This is a genomic window from Arthrobacter sp. STN4 (genome assembly GCF_024539665.1).
GTDB lineage: Bacteria > Actinomycetota > Actinomycetes > Actinomycetales > Micrococcaceae > Specibacter.
This window is the reverse complement of sequence record NZ_JAKZGX010000015.1, coordinates 55,900-77,115: the sequence shown is the minus strand read 5'-3', so window position 1 is coordinate 77,115 and position 21,216 is coordinate 55,900. Positions and strand designations below refer to the sequence as shown.

Sequence of the window (21,216 nt, the reverse complement as noted above, 5' to 3'; positions counted from 1 at the left end):
GGCCGGCTACTTGCGGCGCACGGTCAGCCCCGATTCGCCGGCGGGAACGTCGCCGGTGGTCAGCTCGTCGAAGTCCGCGGCCGTGTCCACCAGCACCGTGTCGCCGTCCACGATCTCCCCGGCCAGCAGTTCGCGGGCCAGGCGGTCGCCGATCTGCCGCTGGACCAGCCGGCGCAGCGGCCGTGCCCCGTAGGCAGGGTCGTAGCCGGTCAGCGCCAGCCAGGCCTTGGCCGAGTCGGTCACTTCCAGCGTCAGGCGGCGCCCGGCCAGCCGTGAGGCCATCGACTGGACCTGCAGCTCCACAATCCGGGACAGCTCGTCCACGCTCAGGGCGTCAAACATGACAATTTCATCGAGCCGGTTCAGGAACTCGGGCTTGAATGACGCCTCCACAATGGACATCACGGCCTTGTGCTTCTCGTCGTCGTTCAGTGCCGGATCCACCAGGAACTGGGAGCCCAGGTTGGAGGTGAGCACCACAATGACGTTGCGGAAGTCGACGGTGCGGCCCTGCCCGTCGGTGAGTCGTCCGTCGTCGAACACCTGGAGCAGGATGTCGAAGACTTCGGGGTGGGCCTTTTCCACCTCGTCCAGCAGCACCACGGAGTAGGGGCGGCGCCGGACGGCTTCGGTCAACTGCCCGCCCTCGTCGTAGCCGACGTATCCGGGAGGGGCACCGACCAGCCGGGAGACGGAGTGCTTCTCCGAATATTCGCTCATGTCGATGCGGATCATGGCGCGTTCGTCGTCGAAGAGGAAGTCCGCTAGTGCCTTCGCCAGCTCGGTCTTGCCCACGCCGGTGGGCCCCAGGAAGAGGAAGGAACCGGTGGGACGGTCGGGGTCGCTGATGCCGGCCCGGGCGCGGCGGACGGCGTCCGAAACGGCCGTGACCGCCTTCGACTGGCCGATCAGCCGGGCCCCGAGCACCTGCTCCATGTTCAGCAGCTTCTGGCTTTCGCCCTGCAGCATGCGCCCGGCGGGGATGCCCGTCCAGGCGGAAATGACCTCGGCGATGTCGTCGGCCGTGACTTCCTCGGCCACCATCAGGTCTTTCTTCTCCGTCGCCTCCTCGGCCGCCGCGGCATCCAGCTCGTGCTGCAATGCCGGCAGTTCGCCGTAGAGAATCCGGGAGGCCAGCTCCAGGTCGCCGTCACGCTGGGCCTTCTCCGCCACGGAACGGCGCTCGTCCAGCTGTGCCTTCAGCTCGCCGACCCTGTTCAGGCCGGCCTTCTCCGCTTCCCAGCGTGCATTGAGCCCGGCAAGTTCTTCCTTTTTGTCCGCCATGTCGGCGCGCAGCGCCTCCAGCCGCTCCACGGAGGCTTCATCCGTCTCGCCGCTGAGGGCGAGCTCCTCCATGGTCAGGCGGTCGACGGCGCGGCGGAGCTGGTCGATCTCCTCCGGCGCCGAGTCGATCTCCATGCGCAGGCGGGACGCGGCCTCGTCCACCAGGTCGATCGCCTTGTCCGGCAGCTGCCGGCCGGAAATGTAGCGGTTGGACAGAGTGGCGGCGGCAACCAGCGCGGAGTCGGCGATGGCCACCTTGTGGTGGGCCTCATAGCGTTCCTTGAGGCCGCGCAGGATGCCGATCGTGTCATCGACGCTGGGCTCACCCACGAACACCTGCTGGAAGCGGCGCTCCAGGGCGGGGTCCTTTTCAATGTTCTCCCGGTATTCATCCAGCGTGGTGGCGCCGATCAGGCGCAATTCGCCGCGCGCCAGCATGGGCTTGAGCATGTTCCCGGCATCCATGGACCCTTCGGAGGCACCGGCCCCCACCACGGTGTGGATTTCGTCAATGAAGGTCACGATCTGCCCGTCGGAGGACTTGATTTCCTCCAGCACGGCCTTGAGGCGTTCCTCGAATTCACCGCGGTACTTCGCGCCGGCCACCATGGACGCCAGGTCCAGGCTGACCAGGGTTTTCCCGCGCAGGGACTCGGGCACGTCGCCGGCCACCATGCGCTGGGCCAGACCCTCGACGACGGCGGTCTTGCCCACGCCGGGCTCGCCGATGAGCACGGGGTTGTTCTTGGTGCGGCGGCTGAGCACCTGGATGACGCGGCGGATCTCGGAGTCGCGGCCAATCACCGGGTCCAGCTTGCCGGACCGGGCAATGGCGGTCATGTCGGTGCCAAACTGCTCCAGCGCCTTGAAGGTGTTTTCCGGATCGGGGCTGGTGACCTTGCCGTCGCCGCGGACGGTGGGCAGCGCGGCGTCGAGCGCCTGCCGGGTGGCACCCGCCTCACGGAGCGCCTTGCCCGTGGCGCCGGCGTCGTCCGCCAGGCCCAGCAGGAGGTGCTCGGTGGAGACATAGCTGTCCCCCATGCGCTCGGAAGCCTGCTGCGCCGCCTGCACCGCAAGCAGCGTGTTGCGGCCCAGCTGGGCCTGGGCCACGGAGGTGCCGGACGACGCCGGCAGGTTGTGGATGGCGGTGCTGGCGGCGACGCTGACCACGTCAGGGTCGACGCCGGCGCCCCTCAGGAGTGCCACGGCGACGCCCTGGCGCTGGTCCATGAGGGCCTTGAGCAAATGGGCCGGCTCCACGGTGGGATTTCCGGCGGTGGAGGCGTTCATGGCTGCTGCGGAAAGAGCCTCCTGGCTCTTAGTGGTGAATTTGGCGTCCAAGAGAGGTCCTTTCACAAGCGGTTTTGGTTCAATGCTGCCAAAGTTGAGTCTAGTACGCTCAACTTCATTTTTGTGCGTTTCCCCAAGTATTTCTTCCTTGGCGAAATTGGCCCTTGACCTTGACGTTGCGTCAACCTTTAGAGTCGGTTCCATGGAAGTCAACGACTGGCCGATCCACGAGATAGCGGCTTTGGCCGGCGTCACCAGCCGGACGTTGCGGCACTACGATTCCGTGGGGCTGCTGGCACCGAGCAGGACCGCAGCCAACGGCTACCGGCACTATGACCGGGCCGCGCTGGTGCGGCTGCAGCGGATCCTGCTGCTGCGCGAACTCGGGCTGGGCCTGCCGGCGATTGCCGCCATCCTGGACCACCAGGAATCGGCCGCGGCCGCCCTGGCCACGCATGTCAGCTGGCTGCGGGCCGAGCAGGCCAGGCTGGCCGGGCAGATTGCGTCCGTGGAGAAGACCATTGCAGCATTGAACGAAGGAGGGGCCATCATGGCCGAGACCATGTTTGACGGCTTTGACCACACGCACTACAAGGACGAGGTGGAGCAGCGCTGGGGCAAGGATGCCTATGCCCGCAGCGACTCGTGGTGGCGGGGGTTGGACGCCGCCGGCCAGGCCGCCTGGAAGGGGCGGGCGGCTGCACTGAACCGCGACTGGATTGCGGCATTTGACTCCGGTGCACCGGCGGATTCGGCGGCGGCCCAGGAGCTGGCACGGCGCCACGTCGAGTGGCTGCGCGCCGTTCCGGGCACCCCGGCCTCCGCACCCGGCGCGGACGTGCGCGGCTACGTGGCCGGCTTGGGCGAAATGTACGTGGACGACCCGAGATTCGGCGCCAACTACGGCGGGGCGGCCGGCGCCGCATTCGTCCGCGATGCCCTGGCCCTCTACGCGGAGCACCACCTCTAGCCCCACCCATCAACGCTCGGTTGCAACCGGGGCGATTTCCCGCGACCCTCGGTTGCAACCGGGGCGTTTCCCCGAAGCCTTCGGTTGCAAGCTGCCGCGGCACCCAAAGGGCCTAAACTGATTCCATGATCTTGATCGATCCACCATGCCGGTGTGGCTAGACGGCACCAATCTCACTGGACGCACCACCATGGCTCGGACAGAACCAGCAGCCGAACGGTTCGCGATCCGTGCGCGCCGCATTTTTGATGGCGCGGCATTGTTGCCCGCCAGCCGGACGACGGTGGTGGTGGACAAGGGCCTCATCAGCGCCATCGAAACCAGCGGGACCCGGGTGGAAGGTCACATGCCGGTCCACGAGTTGGGCGATGCCACACTGCTGCCCGGCCTGATCGACGCCCACACCCACCTGGTCTTCGATGCCAGCGACACGGCAGCCGTCAACGTCCAATCCGCTGTGCACCGGGACCTCGCGGCCGCCATGCGCCTCAGGGCCCGGGCCATGATGGACCACGGCATAACGTCTGTCCGCGACCTTGGCGACCGGGACTACCTCTCCCTCATGCTGCGTGAGGAAACCGCCAAGCAGCCGGCAGCCGGCCCTCGTATTGTTGCGGCAGGCCCTCCCATCACTTCCACTGGCGGGCATTGCTGGTTCCTGGGTTGCGAGGCCGACGACGCTGAAGCCATCACTGCCGCTGTCGACGACCACGCACTTCGGGGCGTCGACGTCATCAAGGTCATGGCCACGGGCGGGCGAATGACTCCCACTACAGTCCCCCATGAGTCACAGTATTCATTGAAGGAACTCCGCGTCGCGGCGGACCGGGCACACTTTCACGGACTTCCGGCGGCGGCCCACGTCCATGGCCGGCGGGGCATCGGCGACGCCTTGGCAGCCGGGTTCGACACCTTGGAACATGTCAGCTTCATGACGGCCACCGGCATCGACCCGGACCCGGGCATCATCGACGCCATAGCCGCTTCGAGGGTGATCGTTTCCATCACCCTAGGCTTGCTGCCCGGCGTGCACGCCAGCCCCCTCATGGAGAGCCTGACGCCCCGAATACTCGCCCACGTGAAGGACATGGCGGACCGGGGCGTCAGGATCACGCTCGGGCCGGACAGCGGACTTAACCCGGCCAAACCCCACACTGTGCTGCCGTACGCCGTCGAGCAGTTTGCGGGGGCCGGCGTTGGGGCGGCAGCCGCGTTGGCTGCGGCCACCCAGACGGCGGCGGCGGCCTGCGGACTGTCCGGAGTGGCTGGTCGGATCGCCCCCGGCCGGGAAGCGGACCTGCTGGCCGTCACGGGCAATCCGCTGGCGAACATCGCCGACATTCACAATGTCGCGGCCGTCTACCATGCCGGCGTTCGCGTGGTGTAGTGGCGCGCAAGGCCTAAGCTGGGGCCATGATCGCGCAAGGCCTAAGCTGGGGCCATGATCTTGATCGATCCGCCGTTTTGGCCGGCCCACGGGACCGAATTCTCCCACCTGGTCTCCGACACCTCCCTGGCCGAGCTCCACGAGTTCGCTGCCGCGGCAGGCATCACCGAGAGGGCCTTCGACCTGGACCACTACGACGTCCCTGAGCGCCTCTACCACGACCTCATCCGGGCCGGGGCAACGCCGGTCTCCGGCAAGGACCTGGTCCGGGCCCTTGCCGCATCGGGCCTGCGGGTCAAGGCCCGGCACCGCAGCAGGTCGGTCGCCACCGCCCTTCAATACCGCTGGGACGCCCTCCTGCCGGGGCAGCCGGGGCTGGGCGCCGAACTGTTCGGCCGCTGGAACGAACCCCACCGGCACTACCACTCCTCCACCCACCTCCTGGCCGTGCTGGAGGCCCTGGACCAGCTCACCGAAGGCGCCCCACAGCGCACGGTGGCGCTGGCGGCCTGGTTCCACGACGCCGTGTACAACGGGGTGGCCGGGCGGGACGAGGAGGACTCGGCGGTATTGGCACAAGCGAGCTTAAACGGGCTGCTTCCGGCAGCGGAGGTCCGGGAGGTGTCGCGCCTGGTCCGCCTGACCGCCTCACACTCCCCCGCCCTGGAGGACCACGCCGGCGCCCTCCTGTGCGACGCCGACCTCGCCGTCCTTGGCGGACTTCCGGAAGCATACGCCCGCTATGTTGCCGCCGTCCGGGCGGACTACGCCCACGTGCCCGACGCCGACTTCACGAAGGGGCGGGCCGCCGTCGTACGCCGGCTTATGGCGCTGGAACCGCTCTTCCACACGTCCAGGGGCCGGGAACTATGGGCCGAACGGGCACGGTCCAACCTCCGCCTGGAAATAGTGCAATTGAGTTAAGTAAACAGGCAGTAGGCTGGCTGGATGCCGGACGCCAACGAACTGCCCCATGCCGAATTTGCCTTCCCAGGCCCCTTGCGGGACCAGCTGGTCGCCGCCATTCTCGACGGTTCCAAGACTTCCACCACGGGCACGGTCCGTGAGTATGGGGCAGCGGGGGAAGCGCTGCCACGGGTCGGCGACCGGTCGGCCGTGGTCGATTCCGCCGGAAAACCGGTGGCCGTCATTGAAGTGACGGGTGTGCGGCTGGCGCGGCTGGCGGAGGTGGACCTGCAGCATGCCCTGGACGAAGGCGAGGGGTACAGCACGGTGGCCGAGTGGCGCGCGGGCCATGAGGCATTCTGGCACTCTGCGAACATGCGGCAGGCCCTCAACGAACCCGGATTCACCGTCACGGACACCACGCTGCTGGTGCTGCAGCGCTTCCGCGTCATCACCCGGCTGCCGTAGCGCCGCGCCGGCCCCCGCTCGCTAGTGTTGTGCCATGGCATCAAAACCCCTTCCCCGCCCGCCCCGGCTTGATCCCGTCCGGCTGAACAACCTGGTGGAGAATGCCGACGCCTTCTTTGGCCCGGGCAGCACCTACGACGGGAGGCACTTCAGCCGGCCCTCCTTCGACGGGGCCGACCTCAGCTCCACGGACTTCCTCGAGTGCGAGCTTGCCGCCCCCACGTTCGACGGCGCCGAACTGCGCGGCACCAGGTTCCGGGACACCATCCTCACGGACTGCTTCGCGCCGGTCCTGAAGGCATCGCGCACCAGCTGGCGCGACGTGGAGATCACCACGCCTCGCTGGGGATCGGCCGAACTTTACGACAGCACCTGGGCCAATGTGCGCATCGACGGCGGCAAGCTGGACTTCCTGAACCTGCGCGCCGCCAAGATCACCGACCTCCAAATCAGCGACTGCATCATCGGCGAACTGGACCTGGGCGGCGCCTCCGCCACCCGCCTGGCCCTGAAAAACTGCCGCATCGGCACGCTGGACATCCAGCAGGCCACGCTGAAGGACGTGGACCTGCGCAGCACCGACTTCCGCACCCTGAACGGCATTGCATCCCTGGCCGGCGCCGCGATCGACGAGTACCAGCTCGGCCTGCTGGCCCCGATCCTGGCCGCGCACCTCGGGATCACCGTCGCCTGAACCGGGCCATGCCCCGCAACCCGGACTGCCAGCGGACTGCCAGCCGGACACCCCTTGCCCCACAGTCCCAACTGCAGGAACATTCTCATGAAACCACCCGCCCGGAACACATCCGTCCGGGGCAGCCACACCGAAGGCAGGAACACCGTGAAAACGATGAAATTGGGAAGCCAGGGCCTGGAAGTCTCCGTCGAAGGGCTGGGCGCCATGGGCATGAGCGCGTTTTACGGAGGCAGGGACGACGCCGAATCCTCGGCCACGCTGAACCGCGCCCTTGACCTTGGGGTCTCCTTGATCGACACCGCCGAGCTTTACGGGCCGTTCCTCAACGAGCAGCTCATCGCCAAGTCCATCGGGGCCCGGCGGGCCGAGTTCACGCTCGCCACCAAGTTCGGCAGCGAAATCACCGACGACGGCGGCCGAGGGCCGGTGAACGGCAGCCCCGCCTACGCGCGCAAGGCCCTGGAGCGGTCCCTGCGAAACCTCCACACCGATGCGGTGGACCTGTACTACCTGCACCGGGTGGATCCCAACACGCCCATCGAGGAGACCGTGGGCGCCATGGCCGAGTTCGTCGAGGAAGGCAAGGTGCGCTTCCTGGGCCTGTCCGAGGCGGCCCCGGACACCATCCGCCGTGCCCACGCCGTCCACCCCATCACGGCCCTGCAGACCGAATATTCCATCTTTGAACGCGACCCGGAGGGCAACGGCGTGCTGGAGACGGTGCGCGAACTGGGCATCGGCTACGTGGCCTACTCGCCGCTGGGCCGGGGATTTTTGACCGGCAAGATCAGCACCCCGGACGACCTCCCCGCCGGCGACTGGCGCCGAGCCATGCCCCGCTTCACGCCGGAAAACCTCACGGCAAACCTGAAATTGGTGGACCGCATCAAGGCCCTCGCTGCGGACAAGGGCGTCACGGCAGGCCAGCTTGCCTTGGCCTGGGTGCTGGCCCAGGGCGTGTGCGCCATCCCCGGGACCAAGCGCCGCACGTACCTGGAGGAGAACGTCGCGGCCGCTGACATCGAACTTTCCGCAGCGGACCTGGCGGCCCTGGACGCCGCCGCACCGGCTGGGGGCACGGCCGGCACCCGCTACGACGAGGCAGGCCTGAAAACGTTGTACAAATAGCGGCGCCGGCCCCGGGCCGCCTAGAATCGGCATATGAGCCTACGTCCTACCTCCAGCGAATGCGTCCTGGCCCGCCGCGGCACGGGTGGCCACCGCCAGTACCGCATCCCGGCGCTGGCCGTCTCGACACGCGGCACGCTGCTGGCTGCCTACGACGGCCGTCCCAACCTCGACGACCTCCCCAACCCGATCGACCTGCTGCTGCGCCGCAGCACCGACAACGGCCGCACCTGGGGCCCGCAGCAGAAGGTCCGCACCGGCACCGGCCTGGCCGGCTTCGGCGATCCGAGCCTGCTCGTGGACACCCACACCGGCCGCATCTTCCTCTTCCATGCCGCCGGGACGCACGCCGGCTTTTTCGAGGCCGCAGAGGGGCTGGAACCCGAGGATGCCATCCAGCATGCGGACTTGAGCTTCTCCGACGACGACGGCGCCACCTGGGAACACCGCCGCCTCACCGCCATGCTCAAACGCGAGGGCATCACCGGCCTGTTTGCCGCCGCCGGTGCCGGCATCCAGATCCACACCGGCTCCTTACGGGGCCGCCTGGTGCAGCAGTTCGTGGTGCTCCACCACGGCGACATCAAGGCCGCGAGCGCCTACTCCGATGACCACGGGGACACGTGGACGCTGGGGGATTTCGTCCCCACCACCGGCGCCTCACGCGCCAATGAAAACAAGGTGGCCTGCCTTGCCGACGGCTCGCTGCTGCTGCATTCGCGCGCCACCCCGCACCGGCTCACGGCCACCTCCACCGACGGCGGGCACAGCTACACGCCCGCCCGGCCGCACCCGGAGCTGCCGGACCCCGGCGACAACGGCTCGCTGGCCCGCTTCGACGGCCTGCCCAACGTCCCCGGCCTCGCCACGCCCGCAACGGACCACTGGCTCATCGCCACCCACAACCACGATTCCCGGCTCCGCCGCAACACCGTCCTGACGCTCTCGCAGGACAACGGTGCCAGCTGGCCGCACGCCGTCGTGCTCTGCCCGGGCAGCTCGGAATACTCCACGGCCGCCCGTCTCCCGGACGGCCGGATCGGCGTGCTTTATGAACGCCAGGGCTACCAGGAAATCGTGTTCACCACCGTTGACCCGAAGGAGCTGACGGCCTCCCCGGCCGCAGCGCTGACGCACGACGGCGGCACCTCCTTCGCCGGCCGGCTCGCCTTGGACGTGGTGCTGCGTTCGGTCACGCCCGCACGGCCGGAGGTGTGGCGCAGCCTGGGCGAAAGCCACGCGCTGGACCAGGGCGACGGCAGCTGGGACCCCTCCGCCTGGAAGGAGGTGGGGCAGGGCTACACGGAGCAGGCACCGCAGGTCCTCTCCAACCGTGAATCACAGGACCTCAATTACGGCCCCGCCATCCCCGGCTACAAGGCAGGGGACGTCCTGGCGTTCAGCGGCAGGGTGGAAAACCGCGGCACGGTGCCGGCCGGCGTCGAGGTCCGGATCAACGGCAGCCACGTGGCGGCGGACGCACTGAAACCAGGTGCCGCCCTGGGGTTCACGGCGAACCACACGGTGACGGAGGCGGAGCTCGCCGGCGGGCAGGCAGCGGTGGCGTTCACGCTTGAATCCGGCACCGAAACGGCTGCCAAGTCGTTCACGTTCAATGCGACCACCGGGGACGTCACCGAAACCCCTCCCCCGCACCTCAACTAGGTCGCACTTATGACCGGTTTTGCCCCGAAAAATGGTGCAAAACCGGTAACTACTGCGACCTGGATGGTGGGGGGCCGGGGTGGTGCAGGTCCTTGAGCGACCGCGCGATGCTGTGCCGGGCCTCGGCCGCCGCCTGGGCCGCCTTGAGGGTCTCCGCCGTGACGTTGAACCCGGAAACACGCGCCTGCAGCTGGACCAGCTGTGCGGTGAGCATCTCCTCCTGCGCGGCCAGGGCGTCGCGCTGTGAGAGCAGGTCGCCGTGCTGTTCGGCCATGATGGCCATCCGGCTGCGGGCAGTCTGCGCGGCCCCGGGGTCGGCACCGGCGGCCTGCGGCGCCAGGGCATCCATGGCCTTTTTCAGGTCTGCGGCCTGCAGGTCCAGGCGCTGCCGGCTGACGGACACATCCGCCACGCCCCGGCGCATCCGGGCCAGGGCGGCCAGCTGCTTAAGCTGCGCGTCACCCACGGTGAGCTGGCCGTCGCCGGAGGGGACGGCGTCGTGCTTCCCGGCAGGCGGCGTGCGCCGAAACACGGAGCCAAGGCGCCCAAAAACAGCCATCACCGGTCAGGATTCGCCGAGGTCCGTGTAGGTGGCGGACCATTTCTTGAGCATGGTGGCTTCAATTTCCAGGGTGCGGGTGAGGTCCTTGAAGTCGACGTCGGTCATGGGCGCGGCCGCTGCGGCGAGGGCGCTGCGGATGCCGGTGGACGTCTGGACCACCTGATCCACGTGGCCGCCGAGCGTCTTGGCGTAGGCGGCCTGCACGGCCGGGTCCGGCTCGCTTTGCGCCACGAGCAGCTGGTTCTCAAGCACGGTGCCTGCCTGCCGGAGCGTGCCGAAGATGGAATTGAGGTTGCCCGTGTACTGGCGTGCGCCCTGGGCCACCGCCAAGCTGCGCTGCGTGGCCTCGAGCGATTCCTGGAGCCGGATCCGCTGCTTCATGACGTCGCCCAGGGGTCCGCCTGTGGCCTGCGCCCGCACCTTCAGGGCGTTGCGCCTGGCCTGCTCGTACCGGGGGCGGGACCGGTTCACCAGGCCCAGCACGCCGCGGGAAATGAGCACCGCCAGCGTGATGCCCACCCCGAGGACGACGGCGATCACCACCAGGGCGATGATCAGGACGGCAGTGCCAAAATCCATGGTTTTTGTGTTCCTTACCTGTGCAGCGGGCCCACCTTCGGTGCCAATCAGCGTAGCACCGGAGGCTGGGCCAAAGATCAGGGGCCGGCTCAGGGTGGTCCCTGATGCGGCCGCGGACGGAACAGGGAAGAATGAAACGGTGAAGACAATCCTCAACGTCATCTGGCTGGTGTTCGGCGGCCTGTGGCTGGCCCTCGCCTACTTTAGTGCCGGCCTCATCTGCTGCGCCCTCATCATCACCATCCCGTGGGGGATCGCCTCCTTCCGGATCGCCGGCTACGCCCTGTGGCCGTTCGGGCGGACAGTCGTGGACAAGCCCGGCGGCACCGGCCTGGCCAGCACCCTGGGCAATGTCATCTGGATCCTGCTGGCGGGCATCTGGATCGCCATCGGCCACGTCACCACCGCCGTTGCCATGGCGCTGACCATCATCGGGATTCCGCTGGCCATGGCCAACCTCAAGCTGATCCGCGTCTCGCTCATGCCGCTGGGCAAGCAAATTGTGCCCACCGGCAGCGCCACTCGTCTAGGCTGGGGCGCATGAACACGATCCTGCTCGGAGACAACCTCCACGTGAGCCCCCTGGGCTTCGGCGGCATGGCCCTCACCCCCGTGTACGGCGAGGTGGACCCCGCAGAGGCCCTGCGGACCCTGCACCATGCCGTGGACGCCGGCGTGTCCTTCATCGACACCGCGAACATCTACGGGGCGGGCTCGAATGAGGAGCTGATCGCCCAACTGCTCAAGACCCGGCGCGGCGAGGTCCAGCTGGCCACCAAGTTCTCCCTGGTGGGCAGCCCGGCGGCGGGGTACTCCGACATCCGGGGCGACGCCGCCCATGTCCGGCAGTCCATCGACGAATCCCTGCGCCGCCTCGGCACGGACACCATTGACCTTTACTACATGCACCGCCGGGACGTCCGGGTGCCCATCGAGGAAACCGTGGGCGCCATGGCTGAACTCGTCACGGCCGGCAAGGTCCGCCACCTGGGACTGTCCGAGGTCACCGCCCCCGAACTCCGTGCCGCCCACGCGGTCCACCCCATTGCGGCCGTGCAAAGCGAATGGTCCATCTGGAGCCGCGACGTCGAAGCGCAGGTGGTCCCGGCCGCCGCCGAGCTGGGTGTGGGAATGGTTCCCTACTCTCCCCTGGGCCGCGGATTCCTCACCGGCACCGTCCATGCGCAGGACCTGGGTCCCGGCGACTTCCGGCACAAAATCCCCCGCTTCGCCGTCGACGCCATGGACGCCAACCAGTCCGTGGTCGACGCCGTCCGCCAGGTCGCGGAACAGCTCGCCGCGGCATCGGGCCGGGCAGTGACGCCGGCCCAGGTGGCCCTGGCCTGGCTGTACGCCCAGGGACGGAGCCTCAATGCCACAGTTGTGCCAATTCCCGGCACGCGGCGGGCGGCCCGCATCGACGAGAACCTCGGCGCCCTGGCCCTTGAGCTGGCCCCGGCACAGCTGGAGGTCCTGGGCCGGGCCGCGGCACGGGTCGTGGGCTTCCGTGCCAGGGACCGCTCCTGGGTGTCCGTGGGGCGGGAACAGCAGGACGGGGACGCGTAAACTTGGCCTATGCGTAAAAAAGCCGATTGGCTGGACCTGACGGTCCAGTTCGCCAGTTTCGCGGCCATGTGCCTGGTGCTGTCGCTGACCCGCTTCGCCCTGCCGCTGAAGATCGTGCTGGCCTTTGGCATATCAATCGCCATTTCCGGCGCCTGGGCCTACTACAAGCGGCAGGCGCGCCGGCGGCAGACCGAACCCAAGCGCATGCATGTGTACAGCATCAAGGATGTGGACGAAAACTAGTGGAAATCATTCGCTACGCCTCACTCAAGCCCGCGCCCTGGGCCAACGGCGGCGGCGTCACCCGCCAGCTCGCGGCCGGCACCCCGGGCTCAACCACGCTCGGCGCGGGCGCCAAGGGCGACGCCTGGGACTGGCGCATCAGCATTGCCGAGGTGGGGAAGGCGGGCCCGTTTTCGGCGCTCCCCGGCATTGACCGGATCCTGACCATCATCGACGGCGAGCTCATCGCGCTGAGCATCGACGGCACCGAACAGGCCCTGGAAAAGTTCCGCCCGTTCCGTTTCTCCGGCGACTCGGACACCTCCGCCAGCCTGCCCACGGGCCCGCTCACGGACCTGAACCTGATGACCCGCCGAGGCGTGTTCAAGGGTTACGCCACCATCCTGGAACTGTCCAAGAAGCGCCCGCACCCCGTGTTTGACGGCCAGTTTGCCGTGCTCCTGCAGGGCAGCGCCGACGTGGTCCAGGAATCGCTGGACGACGCCGGCAACCCCTCGGGCACGCTGGTCGCCGACACCTTGGGCAGGTTCGACGCCGTGGCGGGAGCCAAGAACATGCCGCACCTCTCCGGCCGCGGCTTCCTGGCCGTGTTGAGCATCGACCCCGCCGCGGGCTGAACGCCCAAAAACTGAACGCCCAAACCTGAGGGCCCAAACCTGAGGGCCAGGCCCCGCAGCCTACCCGGCGGCCGCGCCCTTCTCCCACACGACCCGGATCTTCACGCCGCCAAGGTCGGTGTGCTCAATGTTCGTCTTGATTTCGGCGGGCAGCGCACCCATCTCGGCAATCCTGCGCTCGTAGCCCTGCACCAGGACGGCCAGGGACTCCTGCGTCCACTCGCCTTCGGGAACAAGTGTTGAAATCTCGACATCGCCTGCAGCCATGGTCCTAGCTCCCGTCCATCGGTGCGCCGGCACCCCTCGCGGCAGGCCGGCTGTGGTTCCCACGCTAAATCCTCCGGGGCCCGGGTTCAAGCCCCCCGGCGGATATCGCCTCCCTGGCCGGGCCGGTCGTTAACGGACGACGCCGGCACCCAAGTTGGGTGCCGGCGTCGTCATTTGCACGAAGCGTGGGCACTAGCGCCCGCGGCGGCGGCTGGGCCCACGCGCCCGAGGGACCCGGAGCGAGGCACGAGCTCCGGGAGGGCGTGGGGATTAGCGCCCGCGGCGCTGGTTTGACGCCGGTGCCGAGGCGCGGCGCGAACCGCCGGAGCGTGCACCGCCGGAGCGGGATCCGCCGGTTCCGCCGCCGTTGGCGTTGTAGCTGCCGCCGGACGTCCCGCCGGTGGTGGAGGACCAGACGGCGGAGGAGCCGGTGCCGCGCGAAGCGCTGCGCGGGGCGTCGTTGCGGTGCGAGGAACCCTGGGGTGCGCGCTTTCCGCGGGCCACGTCGCCGTCGCGTGCCGGGCGGCCTTCACCCGAACGTGCCGGGCGGGCGGCGCCGCCGAAGCGGGCAGCCTGCGGCTGGCCTTCGCGGCGCTCGGAACGGTTTCCGGCTGCCGGAGCGTCGGCGGATACACGCCCGCGGCCGCCACGGCCGCCACGTCCGCCGGCGGTGGGGGCTGCGCCGCGGCGGGCACGCTTGCGCTCGGCGTTGGCGCCGGTCGACGAGCCGCCGCCCTGGGCGGGCTGCTTGGCTGCCAGGAGGGCTGCGCGGGTGCGGGGGTCGACCTTCTCGGCAACCTCGCCCACCAAGGCAGCGACGGACGGCGAGGAGGCCGTAACCCGCTCAAAGGTGACGTTCACGCCGGCAGCGCGCATCAGCTTCTTCACGTCGTTCTGCTGCTCGGGGAGCGTCAAGGTGACCACCACGCCGTCGTGCCCGGCACGGGCGGTGCGGCCGGAGCGGTGCAGGTAGGCCTTGTGCTCGGTCGGCGGGTCGACGTGGATAACGAGCTCGATGTCGTCCACGTGCACGCCGCGGGCGGCAACGTCGGTGGCGACCAGGACGCGGACGTCGCCGGAGGCGAACTCGGCCAGGTTCCGGTCACGGGCGTTCTGCGAGAGGTTCCCATGCAGGTCCACGGCGGGGATCCCGGCGTCGGTCAGGGTCTTGGCCAGCTTGCGGGCGTGGTGCTTGGTGCGCATGAACAGGATCCGGCGGCCCGCGCCGGAGGCCAGCTCCACGATGACCTGCTTCTTCACGGTGGCATCGTTGAGGACCAGCACGTGGTGCTCCATGGTGGAGACGGCTGCCTTGGGCTCGTCCACCGAGTGGGTGAGCTGGTTGGAGAGGTAGCGCTGGACAATTTTGTCCACGCCGTTGTCCAGTGTGGCGGAGAACAGCATGCGCTGGCCCTGCGTGGGCGTGGTGTCCAGCAGGCGTTTGACCACGGGCAGGAAGCCGAGGTCGGCCATGTGGTCGGCCTCGTCCAGGACGGTGACCTCCACGCTTTCCAGCGACACGATGCGCTGCTTCATCAGGTCTTCGAGGCGGCCGGGGCAGGCGATCACAATGTCAACGCCGGCGCGCAGCGCCTTTTCCTGGCGGGCCTGCGAGACGCCGCCGTAGATGACGGTGGAGTTCAGCCCCATGGCCTTGGCCAGCGGCTCGATGGTGTTGTTCAGCTGGGTGGCCAGCTCGCGGGTGGGGGCCAGCACCAGGCCCATGGGGCGTCCGGGCTTGCGGAAGTACGGCGCCTCGCGCCCGGCCAGGCGGGCGACGAGCGGGATCGCGAAGGCGATGGTCTTGCCGGAGCCGGTGCGGCCGCGGCCCAGGACGTCGCGCCCGGCGAGCGTGTCCGGGAGGGTCTTGACCTGGATGGGGAATGCTTCCTCAATGCCGTTGGAGGCAAGCGAAGCAACGATTTCCTTGGGCGCGCCAAGGGCAGCAAAAGTTGTCATGTAAAGAGGGAATCCTTCTTAAGGCGGTTCAACGGCCCACGGCCGGTTTTGACCACGGGTTCGCCGATTCAATGCCAGAGCGTGTCAACCGCGGGCGCTTCGCAGCACATCCGATGCGGGACAAGTTGAATGCGTTCATCGACGCAGAATGCGCCGTAAACGCATTAAGTATTCACATTCTATCAGGCGGACGACGCCGGGCCGTCACCTTGGTGGGGCATCTCACCTTGGCGGCAGCGCCGTGCCGTCCAGCCGCAGCCTCCTGCCGACCCGCTTGAGGCAGGCCAGCATCACCACGGTTTCCTGCAGTTCAATGTCCGGAATGTTCTGCTGCAGGGTCAGCTCCACGTCCATGATGTCCGCCACCGACCGCAGCCACATGATGATGGTGAAGTTGCTTCGTCCCGTGGTGGAGGCCAGGAACCTGACAAAGGGCAGCTGCCGCAGGGCGGCGGCGGCCGCCTCGTGCCGCCCGGCGGGCACCTTGGCAAACCACTGGCACGTCACCGGATAGCCAGAGAGCGACTGTGCCATGTCGCAGCGCAGGGACAAGGTGCCCGAGCCCAGGACCCGATTCAGCTGCCGCTGCACCGTGGCCGGCGTCCGTCCCAGCCCCCGTGCCATTGAGGCGGCGGTGGCGCGGCCGTCACGTGCCAGGAGCGGCAGCAGGTCCAGGTGGCTCGGGGGAAGGCGGCCGGGCTGGCGTTCCGGCCGGGGAGGCGGGCGCAATTGCTGCTGCTGGGCGCGTGAGAGTGCATTCAGCCGCCAGGAGCTGCCGTTGAAATGCTGGCGCGTGCACAGCGACACGTCATAGCCAAGCACGCCGTCGATCGCCCGGATGCGGGGTATGACTTCCGTGCTGAGCTGGGCCATTGAGTCCGTAATCACCGTCAGCATCAGGGCGCGGCTGCTGGCGGTCTGTTCCACCGTGATGACCTCGGCAATGGCACACAGCGCGTCCACCACCCCTGACTGGCCCTCCGTGACGGCATCCACGCCAATGAAGGACAACGACACTTCCTGGGGGTCACCCAGCGCGTGTGCCGTAACCCAGGCGGCACCCGACGCGGCCAGGCGGTCCCAGCGGGCCGCCGCGCTGGTCGGGTGCACTCCCAGCGCGGCGCCCACGTCAACCCACCCGGCCCGCGGATCAATCTGCAGGGCATGGATGAGCGACAGGTCCTCTTCGCTCAACGGTGCATGAAACTTTGCCATTTGATGAAATTTTTGCATAATTTCATGGATTTGGGCAGCTGTGATTCAACTCACCCCAAACTTTTAACCACAGCCCATCCCTTCAGGAGTTCCCATGTCATTATCCGCCGCAGACCTCACCGAGGATCTTGTGCGCTTCCGCCACGAGATGCACCGGCATCCCGAAATCGGCCTGGACCTGCCCCGCACGCAGGAGCGTGTCCTGACGGCCCTGGACGGGCTGGGGTACGAAATTTCCCTGGGCACGGACACCACCTCCGTCACCGCCGTGCTGCGCGGCGGTGCCCCCGGCCACGCATCGGTGGACGGCGGCAAGCCGGTGGTGCTGCTCCGGGCGGACATGGACGCCCTGCCCGTCCAGGAACGCAGCGGCGTCAGCTACACCTCCCGCATTGACGGCGCCATGCACGCCTGCGGCCACGACCTCCACACCGCCATGCTCACCGGCGCCGCCACCCTGCTGGCGGACCGTCGCGAACAGCTGGCCGGCGATGTGGTCCTGATGTTCCAGCCCGGCGAGGAAGGCCTCGACGGCGCGTCAGTCATGATCCGTGAGGGCGTCCTGGACGCCGCCGGCCGCCGGGCCGATGCCGCGTTCGGCATGCACGTCTTCTCCGGACTCGCCCCACACGGGCAGTTCGTCACCAAGCCCGGCGTCATGATGAGCGCCTCCGACGGCCTGGTGGTCACGGTGCTGGGCGCCGGCGGCCACGGTTCCGCCCCGCACATGGCCAAGGACCCGGTGCCCGCCGTCACCGAAATCGTCACCGCCCTGCAGGTCATGGTCACCCGCCAGTTCGACATGTTCGACCCCGTGGTGCTCAGTGTGGGCCTGCTGCAGGCCGGCACCAAGCGCAATGTCATCCCGGAATCCGCCCACTTTGAAGCCACCATCCGCACCTTCTCGGAAGCATCCCGCGAGCGGATGCGCCTGGCCGTGCCGCGGCTGGTGAAAAACATTGCCGCCGCCCACGGACTGGACGTGGATGTTGACTACCAGACGGAATACCCCGTCAGCATCACTGACACCACCGAAACCGGGCACGCGGAGCGCATCATCTCCGGCATGTTCGACTCCGAACGCCTGACCCGCCTGGCCACCCCCATCAGCGGTTCCGAGGACTTCTCCCACGTCATGGCCGCCGTGCCCGGCACGTTCATCGGCCTCAGCGCCGTTGCACCGGGCGCGGACCACACCGCCACGGCCTTCAACCACTCCCCCCACGCCACGTTCGACGACGCCGTCCTCACCGACGGTGCCGCCCTCTACGCCGAGCTGGCCACCAGCCGCCTGGCTTCCCTCTCCACCGCTTCCCCGGCACTCGCCGCACTCTAACTTTTCGAAGGCATCCCCATGAAATCAACAATCCACCCCACCACCGGGACGGGCACCGTGTCCGGCACGCCAACGAAGCGCCGCGGACTGGCCAAGACGCTCGTCGGCACCGGCATCGGCAACGCCGTCGAATGGTACGACTGGGCCGTCTACGCCACCTTCACCCCCTTCCTGGCCGGGGCCCTGTTCAGCAAGGCGGACAAGACGTCGGCCGTGCTGGCGACCCTCGCCATCTTCGCCGTGGGCTTCATCGCCCGGCCCTTCGGCGGCTTTGTGTTCGGCTGGATCGGCGACCGGATCGGGCGCAAGTCCTCCATGACCCTGGCCGTCGGCCTGGCGTCGGCCGGCAGCCTGTTGATCGCCGTCGCCCCCGGCTACGCCCAGGTTGGCGCGCTGGCCTCGGCCACCCTGCTGGTGGCCCGCCTCCTGCAGGGGCTGGCGCACGGCGGCGAGCTGCCGTCGTCGCAAACGTACCTGTCCGAGATGGCGCCGAAGGAGAAGCGCGGCCTGTGGGCCACCCTGATCTACACCTCCGGCACCGCCGGCATCCTGTTCGGCACGCTGCTCGGCGCCACCATGACGCTGGTCCTGCCCAAGGTGGACATGCAGGCGTGGGGCTGGCGCGTGCCGTTTGCCGTGGGTGCGGCCCTGGGCCTGTACGCCCTGTACATGCGCTCACGCCTCCATGAGTCCGAGGTCTTCACCGATGAGGACACCAAGGCCAAGCGTGCCCCGATCTGGCCCCAAATTGTCCGTTACCGCAAGCAGGCCCTGCAGGTCATCGGCCTGACCGTCGGCTTGACCGTTGTCTACTACATCTGGGGAGTCGTGGCCCCCAGCCACGCGGCCACGGACCTGGGCATGGACCGCGGTGCCGCGTTGTGGGCAAGTGTCATCGGAAACCTCGTCTTCATCGCCGCCCTGCCGTTCTGGGGCATGCTGTCGGACCGGATCGGACGCAAGAAGGTGCTGTGGATCAGCGCCCTTGGCGCCGCAGTCATGCACTTCCCGATGACCTGGCTGCTCAAGGACCAGCCGTGGGAGCTGGCCGTGAGCATGTCCGTCATGCTCATCTTCATCGCCGGCAGCGCCGCGATTGTGCCGGCGGTCTACGCCGAACTGTTCCCCACCAGCATCCGCACCGTTGGCGTGGGCGTCCCCTACTCCATCTGCGTGGCGGTCTTTGGCGGCACGGCACCGTACCTGCAGTCGTGGCTGGGGACCATGCACCTGGGCGTCATGTTCAGCGTCTACGCCGTGGTCCTGCTGCTGATCAGCTCTGTGTTCATCTTCACCATCCCGGAGACCCGCGGCAAGGACCTGTCCGAGGACCCCGCGGTGGCAGCGGCCGCATGAGGCACTGAAGCCGAGCTGCCCGGGCCGCCGGCAATGCACCACTCGTGAAGTGGCGCATTGCCGGCGGCCCCTTTCGCGCGGGATCGAACCTCGCGCGGGATCAAAGTCCGGCTGCCCCGGTAGGCTTGACTGCGATGAGTGAAACCCCAGCCTCCGCACACCGTTGCCCGGAAAACCCGCCGAAGGCGCCACGCAGCCAGGACGGCAGCGCCCGCCCCATCACGCCGGGCAGCCAGGCGGCGGAAGGCACCTACCGCACCCAGCCGGTGTCCTTTGTGCGCCGTGGAACCCGCTTGCAGGGGCGCCGCCAAAAGGCCTGGGACGACCACTCCGCACGGCTCGCGGTGGACATCCCCCGCCACATTGCCGACACCTCCGTGCACCCCGACTACGTCTTTGCCGCAGCGGCGGAATTTGGCCGGACGGCACCGCTGGTGGTGGAGATCGGCTCCGGACTGGGCGAGGCCGTGGTGCACGCCGCGGCGGAAAACCCGGACAAGGACTTCCTGGCTGTGGAGGTCTACACGCCGGGGCTGGCCCAGACCATCCAAAAGATTGTTGCCGCGGACCTGGGCAACGTCCGCGTCGTGCAGGCCAACGCACCCGAGGTCCTGGGCACCATGCTCCCGGCCGGCTCCGTCAGCGAGGTGTGGGTGTTTTTCCCGGACCCGTGGCACAAGACGAAGCACAACAAGCGCCGCATGGTGAAGGATTCCTTCGCCCCGCTCGTGGCCCGCGTGCTGGCCCCCGGCGGGCTCTGGCGCCTGGCCACCGACTGGTCCGCCTATGCCGGGCAGATGCGTGCCGTGGGCGCCGGCTCCCCGGACTTTGTGAACGTGCACGACGGCGAACGCACCGGCCCCGCCAGCCCCCTCACCCGGGCGCGGCTCACCGGCGTCGACTGTGAACAAAGCGACGAGCCGGACGCCGAGGGCGGGTGGGCGCCGCGCTTTGACGGGCGCATCCTGACCAGCTTTGAAAACAAGGCGCACAAGGCCGGGCGCGTCATCTTCGACCTCACCTTCCGGCGGAAGTAGGCGCCGTGGCACAGGCCCCGCAGCCCGGGATCCGCAGCTGGCAGGAAATGCTGGACTGGATGGCGGGGCTGCTGCTGCGCCGGACCGGACACGATGTGCCGTGGTGGCTGGCCGCCGTCCGCGGTGCAGGGCCTGCCTCGGAAGCCGCCGCCCGGGCGTGGCTGGCGGAAAACGGGGTCACCGGCTACGCGCAAAACCCCGTCATGTGGGAACTGTTCGGCTATCCGGACTTCTTTCTCAAGGACGCCGCCGAACTGCTTGAGGGCCAGTACGCGGACCGGCCGCAGCTGCGGCCCATTGCCGACGCCGTCATTGCCCTGGCCCTGGGCTGGGCCGGGGACGGCACCGGCCAAGCCACCGTCCAGCTGCGCAAGACGTACGTTTCGCTCAACACGCCGCGGCGGAAATTTGCCCAGGTCACGCCCACCAGCAAGTCGGCTGTGGACATTTTCCTGCGCCTGGACGAACCGGCCGGGGGCTTGCTGGAGGCCGTCAAAACCCGTCCCGACGACGCCTTCCGCCTCAGGGTCCGCCTGCGCACGACGGCCGACGTCACGGCGGAAGTTGCCGCAATCCCGCTCCGGGCCTACCGCGCCAACGCCTGACCGGGCCGGTACTGCAGGAGCCCGGGCCGGGCGCGGGATGAAACCGAGGGGCATTGCCACGTAAGATTGGTTAGATGTG

General features: G+C 68.4%; 21 protein-coding genes. 15 read left to right on the top strand and 6 right to left on the bottom strand.

The window, feature by feature from the left end:
* Positions 1-6: 6 nt before the first annotated feature.
* Positions 7-2,625 carry an ATP-dependent chaperone ClpB gene (gene clpB / locus MMF96_RS12270; RefSeq protein WP_176616690.1) on the bottom strand — a complete coding sequence of 873 codons (2,619 nt, stop codon included), beginning with the start codon at positions 2,623-2,625 and terminating at the stop codon, positions 7-9.
* A gap of 151 nt (positions 2,626-2,776) precedes the next feature.
* Here clpB and MMF96_RS12265 point away from each other — a divergent pair, with 151 nt between their 5' ends.
* From MMF96_RS12265 to MMF96_RS12235, 7 genes are all read left to right on the top strand, one after another.
* Positions 2,777-3,544, top strand: a complete 768-nt coding sequence (locus tag MMF96_RS12265) for a MerR family transcriptional regulator (protein WP_256883696.1) — start codon at positions 2,777-2,779, stop codon at positions 3,542-3,544.
* Between the two features lie 190 nt (positions 3,545-3,734).
* Positions 3,735-4,931: an amidohydrolase family protein gene (locus tag MMF96_RS12260; RefSeq protein WP_256883695.1), complete on the top strand. Its 1,197-nt coding sequence runs from the start codon at positions 3,735-3,737 to the stop codon at positions 4,929-4,931.
* Between the two features lie 54 nt (positions 4,932-4,985).
* Positions 4,986-5,855 (top strand): DUF4031 domain-containing protein, encoded by an 870-nt coding sequence (locus MMF96_RS12255; RefSeq protein WP_176616693.1) that lies wholly within the window; start codon positions 4,986-4,988, stop codon positions 5,853-5,855.
* 24 nt (positions 5,856-5,879) lie between these two features.
* The gene (locus tag MMF96_RS12250; RefSeq protein ID WP_256883694.1) at positions 5,880-6,305 is read left to right on the top strand and encodes an ASCH domain-containing protein; all 426 of its coding nucleotides are present in this window, start codon (positions 5,880-5,882) and stop codon (positions 6,303-6,305) included.
* Positions 6,306-6,339: 34 nt separating this feature from the next.
* Positions 6,340-6,999, top strand: a complete 660-nt coding sequence (locus MMF96_RS12245) for a pentapeptide repeat-containing protein (protein ID WP_256883693.1) — start codon at positions 6,340-6,342, stop codon at positions 6,997-6,999.
* Between the two features lie 147 nt (positions 7,000-7,146).
* Positions 7,147-8,130 carry an aldo/keto reductase gene (locus MMF96_RS12240; protein WP_256883692.1) on the top strand — a complete coding sequence of 328 codons (984 nt, stop codon included), beginning with the start codon at positions 7,147-7,149 and terminating at the stop codon, positions 8,128-8,130.
* 33 nt (positions 8,131-8,163) lie between these two features.
* Positions 8,164-9,795, top strand: coding sequence for an exo-alpha-sialidase (locus MMF96_RS12235; RefSeq protein WP_256883691.1), 1,632 nt, complete (start codon positions 8,164-8,166; stop codon positions 9,793-9,795).
* A 49-nt stretch (positions 9,796-9,844) separates the two neighbouring features.
* On the opposite strand, the gene MMF96_RS12230 is transcribed toward MMF96_RS12235, so the two are convergent.
* Positions 9,845-10,354, bottom strand: coding sequence for a PspA/IM30 family protein (locus MMF96_RS12230; protein ID WP_176616698.1), 510 nt, complete (start codon positions 10,352-10,354; stop codon positions 9,845-9,847).
* Between the two features lie 6 nt (positions 10,355-10,360).
* Positions 10,361-10,936 carry a hypothetical protein gene (locus MMF96_RS12225; protein ID WP_256883690.1) on the bottom strand — a complete coding sequence of 192 codons (576 nt, stop codon included), beginning with the start codon at positions 10,934-10,936 and terminating at the stop codon, positions 10,361-10,363.
* A gap of 139 nt (positions 10,937-11,075) precedes the next feature.
* Here MMF96_RS12225 and MMF96_RS12220 point away from each other — a divergent pair, with 139 nt between their 5' ends.
* From MMF96_RS12220 to MMF96_RS12205, 4 genes are read left to right on the top strand one after another with little or no spacing between them, the layout of a single operon-like run.
* Positions 11,076-11,480 carry a YccF domain-containing protein gene (locus MMF96_RS12220; protein ID WP_256883689.1) on the top strand — a complete coding sequence of 135 codons (405 nt, stop codon included), beginning with the start codon at positions 11,076-11,078 and terminating at the stop codon, positions 11,478-11,480.
* Complete coding sequence (locus tag MMF96_RS12215) at positions 11,477-12,502, top strand: aldo/keto reductase (RefSeq protein WP_256883688.1); 1,026 nt, start codon at positions 11,477-11,479, stop codon at positions 12,500-12,502. The genes MMF96_RS12220 and MMF96_RS12215 overlap by 4 nt, the downstream gene beginning before the upstream one ends.
* A gap of 9 nt (positions 12,503-12,511) precedes the next feature.
* Complete coding sequence (locus MMF96_RS12210) at positions 12,512-12,745, top strand: hypothetical protein (protein WP_176616702.1); 234 nt, start codon at positions 12,512-12,514, stop codon at positions 12,743-12,745.
* Positions 12,745-13,362 carry a HutD family protein gene (locus MMF96_RS12205; RefSeq protein WP_256883687.1) on the top strand — a complete coding sequence of 206 codons (618 nt, stop codon included), beginning with the start codon at positions 12,745-12,747 and terminating at the stop codon, positions 13,360-13,362. Before MMF96_RS12210 ends, MMF96_RS12205 begins: the two co-directional genes overlap by 1 nt.
* A 60-nt stretch (positions 13,363-13,422) precedes the next feature.
* On the opposite strand, the gene MMF96_RS12200 is transcribed toward MMF96_RS12205, so the two are convergent.
* The 3 genes from MMF96_RS12200 to MMF96_RS12190 form a co-directional block, all read right to left on the bottom strand.
* Positions 13,423-13,629 (bottom strand): hypothetical protein, encoded by a 207-nt coding sequence (locus tag MMF96_RS12200; protein ID WP_176616704.1) that lies wholly within the window; start codon positions 13,627-13,629, stop codon positions 13,423-13,425.
* A gap of 270 nt (positions 13,630-13,899) precedes the next feature.
* The gene (locus tag MMF96_RS12195) at positions 13,900-15,588 is read right to left on the bottom strand and encodes a DEAD/DEAH box helicase (RefSeq protein ID WP_256883686.1); all 1,689 of its coding nucleotides are present in this window, start codon (positions 15,586-15,588) and stop codon (positions 13,900-13,902) included.
* A gap of 222 nt (positions 15,589-15,810) precedes the next feature.
* Positions 15,811-16,803, bottom strand: coding sequence for an Lrp/AsnC family transcriptional regulator (locus MMF96_RS12190; protein ID WP_256883685.1), 993 nt, complete (start codon positions 16,801-16,803; stop codon positions 15,811-15,813).
* A gap of 94 nt (positions 16,804-16,897) precedes the next feature.
* Between MMF96_RS12190 and MMF96_RS12185 the strand changes: the two genes are divergently transcribed.
* From MMF96_RS12185 to MMF96_RS12170, 4 genes are all read left to right on the top strand, one after another.
* The gene (locus tag MMF96_RS12185) at positions 16,898-18,139 is read left to right on the top strand and encodes a M20 family metallopeptidase (RefSeq protein WP_176616707.1); all 1,242 of its coding nucleotides are present in this window, start codon (positions 16,898-16,900) and stop codon (positions 18,137-18,139) included.
* Between the two features lie 18 nt (positions 18,140-18,157).
* Positions 18,158-19,495, top strand: coding sequence for an MFS transporter (locus MMF96_RS12180; protein WP_176616708.1), 1,338 nt, complete (start codon positions 18,158-18,160; stop codon positions 19,493-19,495).
* 134 nt (positions 19,496-19,629) lie between these two features.
* The gene (gene trmB / locus MMF96_RS12175; protein ID WP_256883684.1) at positions 19,630-20,532 is read left to right on the top strand and encodes a tRNA (guanosine(46)-N7)-methyltransferase TrmB; all 903 of its coding nucleotides are present in this window, start codon (positions 19,630-19,632) and stop codon (positions 20,530-20,532) included.
* Positions 20,533-20,537: 5 nt separating this feature from the next.
* Positions 20,538-21,137: a hypothetical protein gene (locus MMF96_RS12170; protein WP_256883683.1), complete on the top strand. Its 600-nt coding sequence runs from the start codon at positions 20,538-20,540 to the stop codon at positions 21,135-21,137.
* Positions 21,138-21,216: the final 79 nt, after the last annotated feature.